Below are 16203 nucleotides of genomic sequence, written 5' to 3'. Positions count from 1 at the left end.
GAACCCCGCGCTCACCGACGACAAGCGCGCTGTCCTGATCAGCGCGCCCATGGACGCGCCGCGCGGTGAGCGCTGCCAATCGGGCGGGCGAGGCGGAGGGCGTGGCCAGGGTCCGAGCAGCGGTCGACGCGGCGAAGCACGCCCTGGGCGAGCGCGCCCCGGTGTGGTGGTCGGACGGCGCGCTCGAATGGCAAAGGCACATGGCGCGCAACACGGCCTATACGGAGTGGTTCGCGACGGTCTAGGGGGTTGATTGATCGGCGTAGGGAGTCCGAAGGCGACCTATTCAAGCTGTTCTGGTGCGGCCTCTGGAGCTTCATCTTACACCAAAACCGGTCTTCTAAAAACTGAACTTCCGCCGATCGGCTACGAGCCACTTTTTGCCGTCCGACTGCGATTTCCTGCACTTGGAAGCGGCCACTAAATCCATGGACGTAAGCTGCCGTCCAGCTGATGCAACACACCGGATTATCATTTGCGCATTGCGAGTGGCCACCAGCCATCGACTTAAATTGGCATGCAAAGACTCAGAAAGTTCGGCGACTAGACTTTAAGCAGTTGAATGTTTCGATCGCGAATGGATAGTGATGCTGATACCGTTGGATGAAGAATTAGTTCCGGGAGGATGAAGTTGAAGCTGATCGAAGCGCACGCGACCAATTACCGCAACATCATCGACGCGGATCCCGTGGCGATCGGGCAGACCACATGCCTTGTTGGCAAGAACGAAGCAGGCAAGTCGGCCTTCCTGAAGGCGCTTGAAGGCATACGTTCAACAGATGCGTCTTTCAAGGACTATGGTAAGATCACGAACTACCCACGCCGCATGCTGGCCGAATATCAATCGGACCATGGCGAGAATGAGGCGCGCGTCATGCGGACACGGTGGAAGCTGGATGCCGTGGACAAGAAGCTCATCGCGATGGAGTTCGGCAACGATACCCTGACCAGCGACACGGTCGTAGTGGAAAAGACGTATGAACAGGAAGGCACGAGCTGGACAGTGCAGTTCAGCGAGAAGGCCGCGCTTGATCACCTGATTTCACATCATCAACTGACCAGCGATGATCGGGCAGCGCTAAATAATGCGACGACGGCGCTTCGCGCGGCGGCGTTGCTTGAAGCGCTCAGCGCGCGCAGCGAAGCGCAGCAGGCGCTTCTAGACGCAATCAAGAAATTCCGATCGAATTCCGTCAGCCTTCGTATCATTGACATCCTATACCCAAGGATGCCGAAGTTCATGTATTTCTCCCATTACGATCGCATGAGCGGGGAGATGTCGATCAACAAGCTTAACGAGGATCGTCAGAACAGTCGCCCGATGCCAAGCGGTGACCGCGTATTCCTCGATTTCCTCGAGTATGCCGGTACCACCCTGGATGACCTCGTAAAGACTAAGCAGTTCGAAGAGCTGAACGCCAAGTGTGAAGCAGCGGCACTGAAGATCACTGATCAGATCTTCGACTACTGGACTCAGAATGACGAGTTGAAGATCAAGGTCGTGCTCTCAGAAGGCAAATCCGGGGACCCGGCGCCCTTCAATAGCGGGCCGGTGGCACGCGCACGTGTAGAGAACAGTCTGCACGGCGTCACGGTGCCGTTCTCGGAGCGCTCGGCCGGATTCATCTGGTTCTTCTCGTTCCTTGTGAAATTCGCCCAGATCAAGAAGAGCCACGGCAACGTGATCCTTCTTCTGGATGAGCCCGGGCTGACGCTACACGGTACCGCGCAGCTCGACCTGCTGCGTTATTTCTACAAGGAGATCGCGCCCCATCACCAGCTGATCTGGTCGACACATTCGCCTTTCATGGTGCCGCCGGATGATCTGTCTTCGGTCCGCACGGTCGAGGACGTGGTTCAGCTCGATCAGCGCAACCGCAAAAAGTCGATCGGCACGAAAATCCGATCGGATGTGCTGACGACGGACCCGCAGACCAATTTCCCGATCTTTGGAGCTATGGGCTTCGAAGTGACGCAGACGCTTGTGATCGGTAAGAACACTTTGCTGGTGGAGGGGCCGAGCGACATCCTCTATCTTCAGGTTGCGTCAGCGGCATTGAAGGCGGCCGGCCGTCCACACCTATCTCCGCACTGGGCGATCTGCCCGTCGGGCGGCATCGACAAGGTGCTGCCGTTCGTGCGTCTCTTCTATGGAAACAAGCTCAATATCGCCGTGCTGACGGATTTTGAGCGTGGTCAAAAGCGAAAGCTCGACGACCTTCACAAGTCGGCGCTCCTACAGGAGGAGAGAATCATCCTCGCGACCGAGGTGGCCGGGAAGGACGAGGCCGACATCGAGGATTTCTTCGCTCCCGCGCTGTTCGTCGATCTTGTGAACAAGGCCTATGGGCTTCAGGGGGAACACCTGCTCACCGTTGAAAAGCTCGAAGCGGCAGACACTGGCACGACCCGCCTTGTAAAGAAGGCCGAAGCGTATTTCCGCCTTCTGCCCCAGGAGATTCCGGAATTTAGTCACTTCGACCCATCGATGTATCTGCTGCAGAACCCGAAGTTACTCTCTGGCAAAGGCAAGCCGGTTCAGGAAACACTCGCGCGCTTCGAGACTGCCTTCGAGCGTATCGACAAGTTCATCTGACCGAAATGCCCCTAAATGGTCCGAGATCGGCCAACCCGCCGCTGATCGCACCTCGGGAATGAGCTATATCCCGGTCGTTCCAATGGTCCCGAAACCGGCCATCGCCTCAAAGCCGTCGGCTACGGATCAACCAAGACTGTAGGTGTCTACTGCCATTCCCCTTCCGGCCAGATTCCCGTTTCCCGCGCTGCTTGCCGCCTTTCGGCATGCCCGGTGCCAGGCCGACAGCTGCCATTTGACCCGGGGGCGAGAACGACGGCAATGCCCTAGCCGACGCCAAGAGGATCGAGCACAACACCAGCAAAATGATGCCATCTCTTCCCGCCACAATGCATGCGCTCAACACCTACCTGGCCCACTGCAAATGAGGCCCCGCCTGCGGGGGAGCAGCGGGGCCTCTATGGGAGCCGAACGGACTGAGCGGGGGGCAAAGATTGTTCCGTCCGACATAGCTTCAATGCGCGAACGGTTCGGCAGTTCCGCAAATATCGTGCTTTGCTGCGGGATAACTCAATATCGGTTGCGAGCAGAACGGATTTACCCGGCCGCAGCGGACTCTACGGAATTTTTCTCGCAGCCCTCGACTTGAGCCGCTTCCGCCGACCACCACAGCGCCTCCATCCCCAGCCGACGCATCTCCTCCACCGCCTCAAACGACCAGCGCCGGTCGCCATGCAGTATTACGCCGAGCTTCCGCGTGTCGCGATGCCAGCTAATTTCGACCAGGCGTTGCCCGGTATCAGGGTCCCAGGCCGCGATGCGGTCGTAACCGTCGGGGTCGTTGCAGACGCGCTCGGCCTGGAGGTTGATGCCGTCGAAGGTGACGGCGCGGGATGTGTCTTGGCTTGTCATGGTCGCAGTTTACCTTCTGGCGGCAGCGTTGACCAATGATGCGACGGCGCTTCGAGCTATACTGCTACGATATGCGGGCCAGTATCGTAAGGGTGCCGTCGTCGCGAACGCCGCCGAACCAGCGGTCCAACGCGGCGCTGAACAGATCACCACCGCCGGCCGCCTCAAACAGGGTTAGGGACGACCGCAGCTTAATGGCGTCCACGTCGCCAAGGATTGCGACCGCAGCGCGGTTGCCATGCGGCAAGTCCTGCAGCGCCCGCACGCATTCTCGCAGCCGCTGGCCTAACGTCGCGTGATCGAGATACGCGCGCCTCGTCCAGCGACGTGATGGCAAAGCGCTGCGCTGCCGGGCTGCGGCCCAGTCCCGCCAGCTGAGGGAAAACGAACCACATCCAGTGACTTGTCTTTCGGCCCCCTCGTAACTCTGCCAGGGCTGACATGTAGGTGTCCTGCTGTGCGTCGAGGAAGCGATGGAAGTTATGAGGGTCGAGGGTCATGCGGCTAAGACGCCGATGGCGGCTGGTCGTTCCGCATGACTGGATTGCGCCAATTTCAGTCATTCCAATAGCGTGCAAGTAATCTTAAAAGCTGCCACACGCGCATCCGTCTGCCAAGCACGCCAAGGCTCTTAGTGTTGCCGGTATTAAATGTCGGTTGCAAAGAACGAGGCTATAGATGACAGTTGCGATATGGATCGCGGTTGCCACTTTGGCCTCACATCAGGCGTTTCTCGATTTGCCGATGGTCGGGCTTGTCCTCTCGTCGCTCTGGGCTACACACACCCTTGAAAGTGGAAGTGCCAGATCCTGAGGCACTGGCAGAAATGATCAGTGGGTTGCGAGACTGTTTCGCAGGCCCTTCAAGTGGGTTGGCAAATGATTTGTCGGACCTGTTCGACGCGCTCCGTGGCGTTGCCTTGATCGGCGCAGTGCAAACCCCACCGAAACACTCTCGACCACCTCCTACCGGCGCAATGATCGACTTTCTCGATAGCGTGCGTGCTCCTTTGCAGAGCGTTGATGCCTCCGGCTTGCTAAGCGATCCTTGGGCGGCGTCCGGACTTCGCCGCGACGAAGTACGCAATGCATCCGTCCTTCGTTGGTTTCTAGACCCGCGCGCTGGCCATGGCTGCGCTGGCAGCCTTCTTACGGACCTGCTGGAGCGCGCAAATAGAACTGCGCCAGGCGACTTTCCTAGCCGTCCGTCCTCCACTTGCACCGTTTCTGTCGAAGAATGCCCTGACGGTGACAGAGCGAGCCGCGTTGACATTCAGGTTAACGACCCGGGATTCTTTTTTGTCATCGAGGTGAAATTGGATGCGCAGGAGCAACCCGGCCAGCTTGCGAGGTATTGCGAAATCGCAGCCGCGCGCGCGACAGCCATGCGGCCTTGGGCTGTGATATTCTTAACGCTTTCGGGGCGAACTCCTTCAACTGCTGGCGACTGGACTGACCGCGTCGTTTCGGTTTCCTGGAAGCAGATTGCGCGTAGTTTGCGAGCGGCGGCACGAGATACAGCGCCCGTGCCCCGTTTCCTGGCTACCTCATTTGCTACCCATATCTCCAACTTATAGGTTTATCCATGGCCGATGACGACTTCATTCGAGCGGGCGCGATCATTCTTCGGGATTTAGCGGTGCTGAACAGGGCCACAATCTTCTACGAAGAGCAAGTCGTTCCGATAATCACAAATGCAGTGGAGACGCTCATCAGAGAATGGGTCGAGGAGAAATTATGGAAGGGCGAAATCGACGCGCCGGATACCTTCACCACTATTTGGGTCTGCCCAGGGGCTTGGCAAAATGATTCTGAGGAAGAGCCACTGGCGCGCTTCACACTAGGTCATCGAAACGAGGAAGCCACCAGCTCTTACGAGATCGCAGACTTGCTCAACCTTGGTCAGACGGATTTCGGATTTTGGTTCGAACCGGAATACAGCTGGTTTGGCGGGAAGAGCACATGGAATGCTTTCTCTAAGACGATCGCGGATATAGCCGAGGAATTAGGAAAAAAGGGCTGGATTAACGAAGGCAAGGGTATCTTCTTTCGCCCCATCGCGCTGGCGGCCGATCTCAGAGTCTCTGCGTGGGAGAATGAAGATTGGAGCGAGGTTCTCGCCCCACTCCGCAACGCGCTGGATGAACTTGAAGCTGATCAGAGTACGTTCGATAAAATCCTGATGAGAGGCAATCCAAAGCGGGCATAGCTCCGGATCGATTACCACGGATTGGTAATACGCACTTTAATTTCTTAAGAATGCCGCGCGAGTGCTGTCGGCTGCGAGTGTGTTGCGCGTTAATACCTATGTTCAAACGCCACCCGGCTTTCGCGTACGTAAGCGTGGGCTGGAGGCCGCAGATCAGGCGGCTTCGGCGATCGGTTGCTGATCTGGCTGCCAGTTCCAAGGCATGAGTTCATCCCAGCGCGCGGCAGGCCAGTCGCCAGCGATCTTGGCGATGACATCGGCGATGTAGGCCTGCGGTTCGAGGCCATTGAGCTTGGCAGTCTCGATGATGGAGTAGATGGCAGCGGCCTGATCACCGCCCGCCTTTGATCCTGCAAACAGCCAGTTTTTGCGGCCCAGGGCCACGCAGCGCATGGCGCGCTCCGCAATGTTGTTATCAATCTCCAGTCGGCCATCGTCGAGGAAGCGCGTGAGCGCGACCCAGCGCTTGCGGCCATAAGCGATCGCCTTGGCCATCTCCGACTTGGGCGAAAGACGGCGCAGCGCATCGTCGAGCGCCTCGTGCAGTTCGTCGATCAATGGCTTGGTGCGGTCCTGTCGGCTTCGTCGTCGGATATCAGGCTGATGGCCGCGAACCTCTGCTTCGATCTCATAGAGTTGGCCGATGCGTTCCAGCAGATCAGTGGTGAGCGGTGTCGGCTTGGTCGCGTGGATGTCGAATATCTTGCGGCGGAAATGCGCCCAGCAGGCGACCTCGGTGACGCGGTTGGTGTCGTAGAGCTTGTCGTATCCGGCATAGCCGTCCGCCTGAAGATAGCCGGTGAAACTGGCCAGCTGCCGTTGGGGATGTGCGCCTGTCCGGTCGGTGGTGAACTCATACCAGACCAACGGCGGTGAGGTCGCACCAGAACCGCGATCGTCGACGGCATAGGCCCAGAGCCTGCCGGTTGCCGTCTTGCCACGTCCCGGATCGAGCATAGGGACCGGCGTATCGTCGGTGTGAATCTTTGAAGCCGTCAGTCCGACCTCGCGGATGCGACTGACGATCGGGTCGAGCAGCACGGATGCTTGCCCGACCCACCCTGCCAGCGTCGAGCGGTCGATCTCGATGCCTTGGGCGGCCATTATCTCGGCCTGACGGTAAAGCGGCAGATGATGGTCGAACTTGGAGACGACGACATGGGCCAGCGTGCCGAAGGTCGCCTTGCCCCGCGCTATCGCCTTTACCGGCGCGGGCGCCTGCACGATCTTCTCGCAGGACCGGCAGCTATACTTGGGGCGGATGGTCCGAACGACGCGCCACTGCACCGGCACGGCATCGAGCATCTCGTCGCTATCCTGCCCCAGCGGCCGCAACGCGCCGCCGCAGTCGGGACAGGTGCAGTTACCCTGATCGGGCTCGATCCGCTGCTCCTCGCGCGGCAAATGAGCTGGCAGCGTCCGAACCGGTGATGGCCGATCGACGGCTACCGGATCGCCTCGACGCGCGGCGGCGACGATGGCCTCGCCTTCGAGCTCTTCAAGGGCCAGCTCAAGCTGAGCAATCTGGGTATCGAGCTTCTCAGACGACTTGCCGAACTGCATCCGCTTGAGGCGCGCGATCTGCACGCGCAGCGTGTCGATCAGGATGTCGCGGGCGGAAATATCGGCATGGGCGGCGGCCAATGCGGCTTCAAGCTCGGCGATCCGAGCGTCTTTATCAGGGGTGGAAAGGCCTGGGTCCGACACTGCATTTACATAGCAGATCAGCAGCAAAAATGCTAATAAAAGTGCCAGAAAATGGGCGCTTTACCCCGCCAATGAAGGGGTGAAAGTGCGTTCCGGTCGCCGCCAGTCGATGCCTTCCAATAGCATCGAAAGCTGGGCTGCGGTCATCACCACCGACCCCATCTTCGTCGACGGCCACACAAAGCGCCCTCGGTCCATCCGCTTGGAGAACAGGCACATGCCCTGGCCGTCATACCAGAGCAGCTTCACCAGATCGCCGCGCTTGCCGCGAAAGACGAATAGCGCGCCGGAATGCGGGCTTTGCTCCAGGACCTGCTGCGTCATCACGGCAAGGCCGTCAAAACCCTTGCGCATATCTGTCGCGCCGCAGGCCAGGAATATCCGCGTCGATGGTGGCAGCGGGATCATCGTGTCAGGACACCGATCACCCGCGACAGGGCATCGGCATCGACCGTGGCATCCACGCTCACCCTGATACCTGACGGCAGCTCGATGCCAATCACGCTGCCGCTGCGCGCCGCGAGCGTTGGGGCGGGCAAGGCTGGCTGCTCGCTGATCTGCACCTCCGCAAAAACGGGCTCGATCGGCTTGCGTACCCCGGCCAGTTCACCGGACATCGCCTGTCGCCGCCACGTGTAGATCGATCCGCTGCCGACATCATGGCGTTCACAGGCCGCGCGCACGCAGCCCTCCGGGCCAAATGCATCCCGCAGCACGGCCAGCTTCTGATCCACCGTCCAGCGCCGCCGGCCCGACACCCGGCTAACGACTTCTATCCGACTACTCATACGACCGCTCGTATGAGTAGTCGCTGCACAGCTCGCTGAATCCCCGATCTCGTCCGACACCCGCCACCCCGCTCAAAGAGCGGCAATCATCCCGGCGAATGCCCGGCATGCAAGGCGGCCGTCAGACCCCGCTTACTCGCGTACTGAGATGCGGTCAAATCAGCTTTGCGACGGAGCGCGACACGCGGTTACCCGACAGCTTATCAAAAAATGGCCCTTCCGCTTCCGATCGTGAACCCGCCAATTCTCAGACACACCAGCCGAAACGTCCGACGCGGGAAAATATTCCGTAAGCGAAACAATTGCTGATTGGCGATCTGGAGACGGTCCCGCTCCCCAAAGGGTGAACATGTGCTATTCCCCTCAAGCCAGCGTGGCGGAATTGGTAGACGCACCATTGTAATGGTCTTCCTCGACGGACGGGGTGCAGGGTTCGATCCCCGGTCGCTGGCAAGGCTACGTTTGGTGGATAGCAGAAAGTCAGTTTACAGCGGCACGCGGAAGATGCGGATGACCACCGCATTCTGCATATCCGCAACGCCGTTTTAACTTGTACGGGGATGGCGAATCGCCATTGGGACAGTCCGCGTACAAGCCAATATGCAAATGGCGATTGCTCCCCGCGTTAGCATTCGAGGTTTCAAGCGATCCCCCCGTTCACTGATGCTTCTTCCATTCAAACTCGCGCTTGGTAATTTTCTTCACTTCTACGGTCCCGCCATCCTCACCGACGCCAGCCACGTTTCGTTGAAGGCTCGCAATATCTAACGACCGCTGAATGTAAATCATTGGGCTATCGGTATAATCGGCCGGCTGCCAATCAGGATACATGCCCTTCAATTCTACCAAATCGGCATCTTCTCCGCTTGTAATTCTTAATGAATAGTAAGGCATTGCGTTTCCCTTTTTCACCATCGCTCTAGACCCGTGCCGCCTCTTCATCAACAACGCGTTCGGGGCCAACCATGCGCAACAGTGCGGGCGTCGGAGTCGCATAACTTAGCATCCGCGCAAGGGGTATTCGCGCCATCAAACGATCGCTAGCGATACGTGTGCGCCATTTGAGCGACCGTCCACTATTGGAGAGATAAAACACGTCGCAAGTGAACACAATTGGTCGACTCTTGACCGTCCGCTCTCGCGGCTGGGTACTGGCTTGGAACGACACTCCTTGAAACACGCTGCGGCGCGCCCGACCTGGGAAGTTTGCAGGAGAGTGACAATGGTCGAAGCAAGATGGAACGGCTCGGTGATCGCCGCCAGCGACGAGACGGTCGTCGTCGAGGGCAATCACTATTTTCCCGCCGCCGCCGTCAATTCTGCGTTCCTGCAGCCGAGCGAGACGACAACCGTCTGCCCGTGGAAGGGGACAGCGCACTACTACAGCCTCCAGGTTGAGGGAGCGGAGAATCGCGACGCCGCGTGGTATTACCCTGATCCGAAATCCGCGGCGGAGAATATCCTCGGTCGTGTCGCCTTTTGGAAGGGTGTGGAGGTAGGCTGATTTGGGACGTGGATTAACGGATGCAGTTGCCCATATCCGCTTCAGCCGATCGCGATCCACCCAATAGCGTATAGTGCGACGGTGCCCAACAGCAGACGCCTCACCCGGTGCGATCCAGATTTGCGCCCCGTCGCATCACGCGCCGTACCTGCTCTGGATACCAGAGCGGGCGACCGCTGGGTGCGGGCACGCCCCGCAGATTTAGCGCGTGCGCCATCGCCCTGGCACTTGTGCAACCATCCGCCTCAAGCTGCTGCAGCAACGGCATGACCTGGATGGCGCGCTGATCCGCCCTTTGGGCAAGCAAGGCTCCGGCCTTTGCCGCCGCTATTTTGCAACCAGGCAGCAGGGCTGCCCCGCCATTAGGATTGCCCAACCGCACGCCCCGTGCCTTGGCAGCGGCAAGCGCCGCCTTGGTCCGCTGACTGATCATCTCCCGCTCATGCTCGGCGATTGCCGCAAAGAGGTTGATCATGAACCTGTTTGCATAGGGCGCGTCGCATGCGACGAAGTCCACGTCACCATCGTGCAGCCGAGAAATGAAGCTGACTGACCTGGAAAGTCGATCCAGCTTGGCAATGCACAACGTGGCGCGGTGGAGCCGACATGCAGCCAGGGCTTCCGCCAAAAAGGGCCTATCGTCGTGTTTTCCCGACTCGACCTCCACATATTCTGCCACGATGCGGTGACCGCCACCGAGAGCGTAACTCTCGACAGCGGTACGCTGTGCTTCCACAGAGAGGCCACTTCGACCCTGAGCTTGGGTGCTTACCCGGAGATAGACCACAAGATTCACAGGTCTGCACCATTGCTTGCTTCGGGCGAATGCTCGCCGAGTATCTGCCCACTATCAGTCCAGGCCAGCACCCCGTCCCGCGCAGCGCCCGCGATATACGCGGTACACCAATTGCGATCGGTCGGCTTGGCCTTGACGTTGGAGAAGGTCGCGGTCGCCATTAGGTCAATCAGTTCGCCCCTGCTGATGTTGCCAGCAGCGCCCACTATGGCAGCAATTGTTGCATACACCGTGCCGGGATTCGGCGTGACGGCACCAAGAATAACCTGTTGCGCCGACACGTTCCGGCCCCGCCGCTGGAAGCCAGCCGCTTTGCGACGCGCGGCCATGGCTTGGTACGCCCTCTCGTCAGCCTCAGACCAAGGCGACACCGTTGGCAATTGGGCGGGCGCTGCCGGTGCCGACTGATTCTTAACGATGGTCGAGGGCGGAGTGGCGACGGGCTCGTCGGCCTGCTTGGGGGCGGCGCTCGACTCTATTATATCGATGGCGGGTGCGGCTGCTGTCTGTTGGTCGCCGGCGACCACCCCATCGGTCACGGTGGCGCTGTCGTCGGACTGCGATGCGGCGTGTTGACCTACGGCCGTGGCGATAGGCAATGGCGCGGCATTGCCGGGCGCTGAGGCAACGTCGGCATCCAGAGGCGACGCGGGAAACATGTCCTCTAAGCCCTCCCCCTCGGGCGCTGGCGCTGCGGCGGCCTTCGCCATGGCCTTGCGGTGCAAGGTCTTCGGGCTGGTGCCCAGCCGAGTGGATAGGGTCTTGCGTGCGGAAGCGTTATCGGCCTGCGTCATAAGTCTGCTCCAAGTCTATGTTGCGTCAAAGTCTCGTTGACGAACAACTCGATGCATTGTGACTTTATGACAAGTAAAGTGACGACGATCAGGCACAGGAACGGCTCGCCGCGTTTCTCTTGGAAAATTCCGTATGGTACCTTGTCGGGGTATTGGGCTGTGGGTGACCTTTTGGTTCAGTCACCTTTGGTCAGAAAAATATCGAATATTTCAGTCGCGTTTAGCTTGTGACTTGCAAACAGCTTTCACCGCTTTGCCTTGTGGGATCGTGATTTATGGCTTGGGTCGAAGGGTATCCGGTCCAGCTTCGCCATCAGGTCGGCGAACAGGTCGTCGCTAGTTATAGGGATGTGCCGCCGGAAGCCCTCGCCCAACCGCTCCAAGTCCCGCTCCGTCAGTAACCCTATCGACACGACCTTGTCTGGCATGGCTGCGCTCTCCTCCAACCTGCCAACAGCTGGCGCTGCCGGAAGTGCCAGGGGTTCCGCTTGCGATACGATCACCGCAGAGAGGTGGACAAGGTGGTTTACGGCCGCGGGACGCGTGGTGCCTCTGTGACGTACTGGGACAGCTATAAGCCTAAGCGGTTTGTTCGCTGCGCGCGGCTCAGCTTCTCCCGATCCGATCTCGATTTTCGATTTTCTCGACGCGCGAAACGTTCAAAGGCGGTTACCCTTCTGCAACTCTAGCGACGCCTTGATCCTATGGAGCCATTCCTCGCCAGCCGAGACACCGCTCATCTTGACCTTAAGCATAGGGCGCTCAAGGTCGGTTGTGCCGATGACGACATAGGTCGGCCCGTCGCGTGTCAGGCTCTTGCTCTTTGTCGTGGCGGTGGTCTGCCCGCCAGCCGTCGCCGCCCCAATCACCGCTCCAGCGCCGCCTAGCAGGACGCTACCCACCACTGCGCGTCCCAATGCGCCCGTCTTCTTGGTCACGGCCTGCGTCTCCAACCGCATGACCGTGCGGCTCGACTGTCGCAGCTCAACAGACAGAACCGTGTCTAGGGCGACCACGCGCTCCTCCACGACGGTATAGGCCGGTCGAAGCTGAACGCGCGCCCACCGCAGCCGCGATCGATCCGCGCTGATCATGAAGTATTCTCGGTCGGGACGGCTGCGCCCTGCATGGACGACCGGCCACTCTTCCCTGACACTCTCCTCAAACAAGCGATGCTGCGCCTCATCGCTCTTGGCCTCGTCCGAACGGGCGACCACCCTGCTTCGACTGTCATTGGTCGAGCGGAGCGCGAGGAAGCAAAACAGCAGTACCGCGCCCATGATTGCGAACAGCAGACCGATCACTGAGGCGGCTCTACACGATAGCGCAGCCCCGCATTGCTGACCCCCAGCAGGGTGATGCGCGTGTCCCGCCAAGCGATCACCTGCGGGTACGTTGCCTCCAGCGGAAACGACAATTCCTCCGTGAAGGCGGGCCGCGCCATGTCGTGCGAGAACTCCCGGTAGTTGAGTCGAAGCACGCCCTGCGCCGCGCCCAGATAGACAAGGCTCTGGCGGAAATAGTCGCTCCCCGCTGCCGCGGGCATATCCACAAGGTCGTATGGCGCTGGCGGCTGAATCTTCTTGGTGGTGAACATGACGCTCTCGGCAGACGCCTTGTCGAACGCGCCGTCGCCGTCAGCGTCCTGCAGGCAGGCTGCGCCGCGCGGGCCGACAAAGTGGTCCACATAGGTATCTTCCGCGACAGTGCAGGCCTTGAGTGGCTTTTCGCGCACCACGCGGAACTGAGCGCCGCTGGGCACCACGATCTGCCCCTGTAGGCCGAGCGGCACTTTAAGGTCGTCGCGCAGGCGCGGCACCGTGACGGTGACCATGTTGAACTTTTCTAGCAGCGGCGTGCCGACGGTGACGATTGTGTCCACGCCAGCGTCAGGGCGCTGGCCGACCTTCCGCTCTGCGGCGGTAACGGGGACTGCCGACAGGATGGCGGCGGCCAAAAGGAGGGCTCGGGCGCTCACAGGTCGGGCGTCCAAGTGGACCAGTCGCACTGCGGAATGCTGGTGGCAGCGGGTTTCCCTTCCACGATCGCGAGCACCGCCCGCTTGCGAGCATTGCTGCACTCGTACGCCTTGAGGATATAGCGCATGTCGGACGGCGTGTCGGTGGGAAGCGTGCAACCGTTAGACCGCATCAGGTCCAGCGTAAGGCCAGCTTCCGTCATCACGGCCGCGCTGCCGCCGCGACCGTCAGCCTTGTTCACGGATAGCTGCTTGCTGAAGTTCTCATACTTGGTCGCTAGGTTCGCGCAGGCCGACGACGGCGCTTTCGGTGCGGCCTTTTTAGGCGCGGCGGCCACAGCGGGCTGTGCGCCAACCAGAGCGGCGATGGTGATAGCAACCATGGAAATTCTAATCATGCTCGTCCCCTGTTACGGGACCACGCGCCACATTCATCCCTGGCACGCCGCCCTATGTTGTCCGGGGCGACGGCCATGAGCCGGATGTTGGAAACCCTGGCAATGCACAGAGCGCATGCGCCTTTACCGTTTCCGGCTGGACATGCGCGCATGCCACCCGGCCACCGAAACTGGCGACCGAGATGCATTGCTTGAAGGGTTTCCACGCCCCGCCCTGTCTCCAGGGCGCGGACCTTTTGCCGCTTGGCCGCAGGCTTGGCAAGTGACGGCAGTTGACAGAATATTTGTCTGCGTGGCGGGCATGACGTTAGGAGGAGGCAAAAGGGCAAAACCGCCCACTGCTGCTACGTTGCTACGTTATTACCCCTGATCGACATTCGATTTTAATGAGGAGACCTGAAAGCTTAGCTGGCCCACCCCTTACGGGACGCTTGTCGATCTCCTGACGTATCGTAACAACGTAGCAGGCCTAAGCCGCCCACCGGTCCAGGTCTGGAAACAGTGGCAGCGCTGGAGGAACGTCAGGCTCGACAACGCGCGGATCGAAGGTCGCAACCGTCACCCACTCGACCCTCCATTCCACGCGGGCCAGATCGCCGTCGAAGCGGACGATACCCGCTCCGTCGCGCGCCACTTCCCATCGACACCGCATGTCGTCGTCGTACCAGCCCAGCAACAGTGTGCCGTCACTAAGACCGACCAAGAAACGCTCGTCGGTCTCGTACGGCACGGTCAGCACCGTCTCCACGTCGCCAGCGACCCTCAGCCGCACGCTATCTGGAATGGGACGAATCGAAACGCACATCGCAGAATCACTCTTTCCTACATGAGAACATATAGCGAACATGCAGGACAAGAAAGGAGTCGGCAATGGTGATAATCGACGGATCGTTTCTTCTTGGAGTGGCGGCAGTGCTGACTAGCGTGGCCACGCTTTGGCGCGCGGTCAAAGGGCGGGCGAAGTAGGGCGATATTACCCGGCTGCAACCGAAATCTTGGCCAGCCTGGTTGACGCGGACAGCCCCTATGGCGACGCTGATGTAAAGCGGGGAGAGCGGATAATGCGTGGATTTGTGATTTTAGCTACAAGCGTCTTGTTGGCTGGCTGCAGTCAGCCCCCGCAAAGCAACACAGCGGTCGAGTCGACCGAAGCGACGCAATCGACGCCGGACGCGGGCAAGCTTTGGGTGACTACGCAATATGCAGACCGCCACTCCTGTCCCTCCGACGAGTGCGGCATTGTAGGACGGCTGTTTTTCCGGGAGGCAGCCACACCGATGCAAACCAAGGACGGCTGGGTAAGGATCACAAAGACGTACGACGCTTCGTGCCAGAACGGCGAGAGCCAGTATGTGGACAAGGGCAATGCCGCCTGCACCACTGCCAATGGCATCACGAACGGGCAGTTCGCTGAGTGGGTAAAGGAGAGCCAGCTTTCGGTCGCGCGACCGGCTGACCCGGCCGAGACGGCAAGCGCTGACGAGAGCATCGTCGCCGACTCGGACGACTTCACTCAGTATCGCACAACGTTCGCCAAGGTAGCGCGGGAATTGATCGCCAGCGGCCGTTGCACCGCAGAGGACTTTAAGGAGCAGGGCGGCTGGGTTAAGTCGGTGAACCAGCGTGACGAGCCTGTCTATTTTACATATTGCGGAGGCATGACCGCCGCCAACAAGATTTACATGAACGCCGAGACCGGGACAGTGATGTAGCGCGCGCATGGAGCGACCGCCTGAAACACACGCTGGCAACCGCCTGCTTTCCGGATCGTTGACCCTCTCCATAACAAGAGAGGCATCATGACCCACAAGCCCGCAGTTCCGCCCGGCAGCACGCCGCCCTATCCAGCCCACCCCGCGCCACATGCCGAGAGCGTGCAAGCCGATCCGCTGCCGACGGACGCCGATAACGGCAGGACGGGAGAGCCATCGCCCGGACCCGTCAGCGTTCTGGGCGCGGCGGTAGGCATCGGGTCAGCGGCGATCGTCGCGGCGCTGCTTTACGCAAGGAGAAAACGGGCCTGACGTTTGGGGGCGGGGATGTGCGCCCCGCTTTAACTCTGCAGTCGGCTGGCCTTTGCCGTCCCGTCGCTCAGCATCAGCCGCTCGCCTTGTGATTTGACGATCGCGGCTATCGGCCCCGCCATCAAGCGGAGCATGCCGGGCAGCTCCAGCGTGACGCGCAGTCGCTCTTCTTCCGCGTCCACCGTGCAGGGCACCTCCACGCCCATGGTGGCCACGGTCAGCGCCAAGCGGTCGGTGCTGGGCCAGGAGTGCGTCACGGTGGCCGCGCCGCCAGGGATGTGAGAGGCGAGCTTGCCAACGCCCTTCGCCATGCGGCGGCGGGCCTCTTCGCGGCCGAGGTTGTGGGGAATGTCGATAACGGTGGGATTGGGCATGGCAAGGGGACGCGCGGGGCCAAGGGTTGTTCAGGCGGGGGCGATGCTTCGGGGGCGATGCTTCGGGGGCATGGGGCAGTTATTAGCTACGCTGCTACTTTGTTACCGGGTGTCGAAAAGCGGCATCACTCCGGTGGTTAGGTCCCACTAGCGGAATTGGCCGGTAGCGGAATGTCAGGTAATG

The 16203-nt window shown here is 60.2% G+C and carries 20 protein-coding genes, 1 tRNA gene and 1 pseudogene; 8 read left to right on the top strand and 14 right to left on the bottom strand.

The features are described from left to right. Positions 1–65: 65 nt before the first annotated feature. Complete coding sequence (locus SBA_RS05200; protein ID WP_261936127.1) at positions 66–245, top strand: hypothetical protein; 180 nt, start codon at positions 66–68, stop codon at positions 243–245. Between the two features lie 386 nt (positions 246–631). After that, positions 632–2596 (top strand): AAA family ATPase, encoded by a 1965-nt coding sequence (locus SBA_RS05195; protein WP_261936126.1) that lies wholly within the window; start codon positions 632–634, stop codon positions 2594–2596. A 537-nt stretch (positions 2597–3133) separates the two neighbouring features. Here SBA_RS05195 and SBA_RS05190 read toward each other — a convergent pair. Both SBA_RS05190 and SBA_RS05185 read right to left on the bottom strand, forming a co-directional pair. Then, positions 3134–3448, bottom strand: coding sequence for a hypothetical protein (locus SBA_RS05190; protein WP_261936125.1), 315 nt, complete (start codon positions 3446–3448; stop codon positions 3134–3136). A 64-nt stretch (positions 3449–3512) separates the two neighbouring features. Beyond that, positions 3513–3948, bottom strand: a pseudogene (locus SBA_RS05185) (DUF1810 domain-containing protein). A gap of 326 nt (positions 3949–4274) precedes the next feature. Here SBA_RS05185 and SBA_RS25265 point away from each other — a divergent pair. Continuing rightward, on the top strand, positions 4275–5024 hold the full coding sequence (locus SBA_RS25265; protein ID WP_390902435.1) for a PD-(D/E)XK nuclease family protein: 750 nt from the start codon (positions 4275–4277) through the stop codon (positions 5022–5024). An 8-nt stretch (positions 5025–5032) separates the two neighbouring features. Then, complete coding sequence (locus SBA_RS05180; RefSeq protein ID WP_261936124.1) at positions 5033–5656, top strand: hypothetical protein; 624 nt, start codon at positions 5033–5035, stop codon at positions 5654–5656. A gap of 153 nt (positions 5657–5809) precedes the next feature. Here the strand turns inward: SBA_RS05180 and tnpC are convergent, their stop codons facing one another. The 3 genes from tnpC to tnpA all read right to left on the bottom strand — a co-directional run bounded on the left by tnpC (position 5810) and on the right by tnpA (position 8151). Continuing rightward, positions 5810–7321: an IS66 family transposase gene (gene tnpC, locus SBA_RS05175; protein WP_390902434.1), complete on the bottom strand. Its 1512-nt coding sequence runs from the start codon at positions 7319–7321 to the stop codon at positions 5810–5812. A 102-nt stretch (positions 7322–7423) separates the two neighbouring features. Next, positions 7424–7771, bottom strand: a complete 348-nt coding sequence (tnpB, locus tag SBA_RS05170) for an IS66 family insertion sequence element accessory protein TnpB (protein ID WP_104960066.1) — start codon at positions 7769–7771, stop codon at positions 7424–7426. Continuing rightward, positions 7768–8151 (bottom strand): IS66-like element accessory protein TnpA, encoded by a 384-nt coding sequence (gene tnpA / locus SBA_RS05165; protein ID WP_104960067.1) that lies wholly within the window; start codon positions 8149–8151, stop codon positions 7768–7770. The genes tnpB and tnpA overlap by 4 nt, the downstream gene beginning before the upstream one ends. Positions 8152–8518: 367 nt before the next feature. Between tnpA and SBA_RS05160 the strand changes: the two genes are divergently transcribed. After that, positions 8519–8604: transfer RNA gene (locus tag SBA_RS05160), tRNA-OTHER, on the top strand. A 204-nt stretch (positions 8605–8808) separates the two neighbouring features. Here SBA_RS05160 and SBA_RS05155 read toward each other — a convergent pair. After that, entirely contained in the window at positions 8809–9045 is a 237-nt protein-coding gene (locus SBA_RS05155; RefSeq protein ID WP_261936123.1) for a hypothetical protein, read from the bottom strand. Between the two features lie 328 nt (positions 9046–9373). Here SBA_RS05155 and SBA_RS05150 point away from each other — a divergent pair, with 328 nt between their 5' ends. Further along, the gene (locus SBA_RS05150; protein ID WP_261936122.1) at positions 9374–9655 is read left to right on the top strand and encodes a DUF427 domain-containing protein; all 282 of its coding nucleotides are present in this window, start codon (positions 9374–9376) and stop codon (positions 9653–9655) included. 100 nt (positions 9656–9755) lie between these two features. Here SBA_RS05150 and SBA_RS05145 read toward each other — a convergent pair whose 3' ends face one another. The 7 genes from SBA_RS05145 to SBA_RS05115 all read right to left on the bottom strand — a co-directional run bounded on the left by SBA_RS05145 (position 9756) and on the right by SBA_RS05115 (position 14369). Then, complete coding sequence (locus SBA_RS05145) at positions 9756–10391, bottom strand: recombinase family protein (RefSeq protein WP_390902390.1); 636 nt, start codon at positions 10389–10391, stop codon at positions 9756–9758. Positions 10392–10447: 56 nt separating this feature from the next. Then, positions 10448–11245 (bottom strand): hypothetical protein, encoded by a 798-nt coding sequence (locus SBA_RS05140; protein WP_261936121.1) that lies wholly within the window; start codon positions 11243–11245, stop codon positions 10448–10450. A gap of 245 nt (positions 11246–11490) precedes the next feature. Beyond that, positions 11491–11673, bottom strand: a complete 183-nt coding sequence (locus SBA_RS05135; protein WP_261936120.1) for a hypothetical protein — start codon at positions 11671–11673, stop codon at positions 11491–11493. A gap of 231 nt (positions 11674–11904) precedes the next feature. Further along, positions 11905–12549, bottom strand: a complete 645-nt coding sequence (locus SBA_RS05130; protein WP_261936119.1) for a hypothetical protein — start codon at positions 12547–12549, stop codon at positions 11905–11907. Continuing rightward, on the bottom strand, positions 12546–13223 hold the full coding sequence (locus SBA_RS05125) for a hypothetical protein (protein WP_261936118.1): 678 nt from the start codon (positions 13221–13223) through the stop codon (positions 12546–12548). Before SBA_RS05125 ends, SBA_RS05130 begins: the two co-directional genes overlap by 4 nt. Further along, complete coding sequence (locus SBA_RS05120; protein ID WP_261936117.1) at positions 13220–13621, bottom strand: hypothetical protein; 402 nt, start codon at positions 13619–13621, stop codon at positions 13220–13222. Before SBA_RS05120 ends, SBA_RS05125 begins: the two co-directional genes overlap by 4 nt. A 469-nt stretch (positions 13622–14090) precedes the next feature. Then, positions 14091–14369: a hypothetical protein gene (locus SBA_RS05115; RefSeq protein WP_261936116.1), complete on the bottom strand. Its 279-nt coding sequence runs from the start codon at positions 14367–14369 to the stop codon at positions 14091–14093. 313 nt (positions 14370–14682) lie between these two features. On the opposite strand from SBA_RS05115, the gene SBA_RS05110 reads away from it, so the two are divergent. Both SBA_RS05110 and SBA_RS05105 read left to right on the top strand, forming a co-directional pair. Further along, positions 14683–15333, top strand: a complete 651-nt coding sequence (locus SBA_RS05110) for a hypothetical protein (RefSeq protein ID WP_261936115.1) — start codon at positions 14683–14685, stop codon at positions 15331–15333. An 87-nt stretch (positions 15334–15420) separates the two neighbouring features. After that, positions 15421–15645 (top strand): hypothetical protein, encoded by a 225-nt coding sequence (locus tag SBA_RS05105; RefSeq protein ID WP_261936114.1) that lies wholly within the window; start codon positions 15421–15423, stop codon positions 15643–15645. A 29-nt stretch (positions 15646–15674) separates the two neighbouring features. Here SBA_RS05105 and SBA_RS05100 read toward each other — a convergent pair whose 3' ends face one another. After that, entirely contained in the window at positions 15675–16019 is a 345-nt protein-coding gene (locus tag SBA_RS05100) for a polyhydroxyalkanoic acid system family protein (protein WP_261936113.1), read from the bottom strand. Positions 16020–16203 lie beyond the last annotated feature (184 nt).

The sequence above is a fragment of the Sphingomonas bisphenolicum genome, assembly GCF_024349785.1.
Classification (GTDB): domain Bacteria; phylum Pseudomonadota; class Alphaproteobacteria; order Sphingomonadales; family Sphingomonadaceae; genus Sphingobium; species Sphingobium bisphenolicum.
Note: the sequence above shows the minus strand (reverse complement) of the source record. Positions and strands in the feature narration are given on the sequence as shown.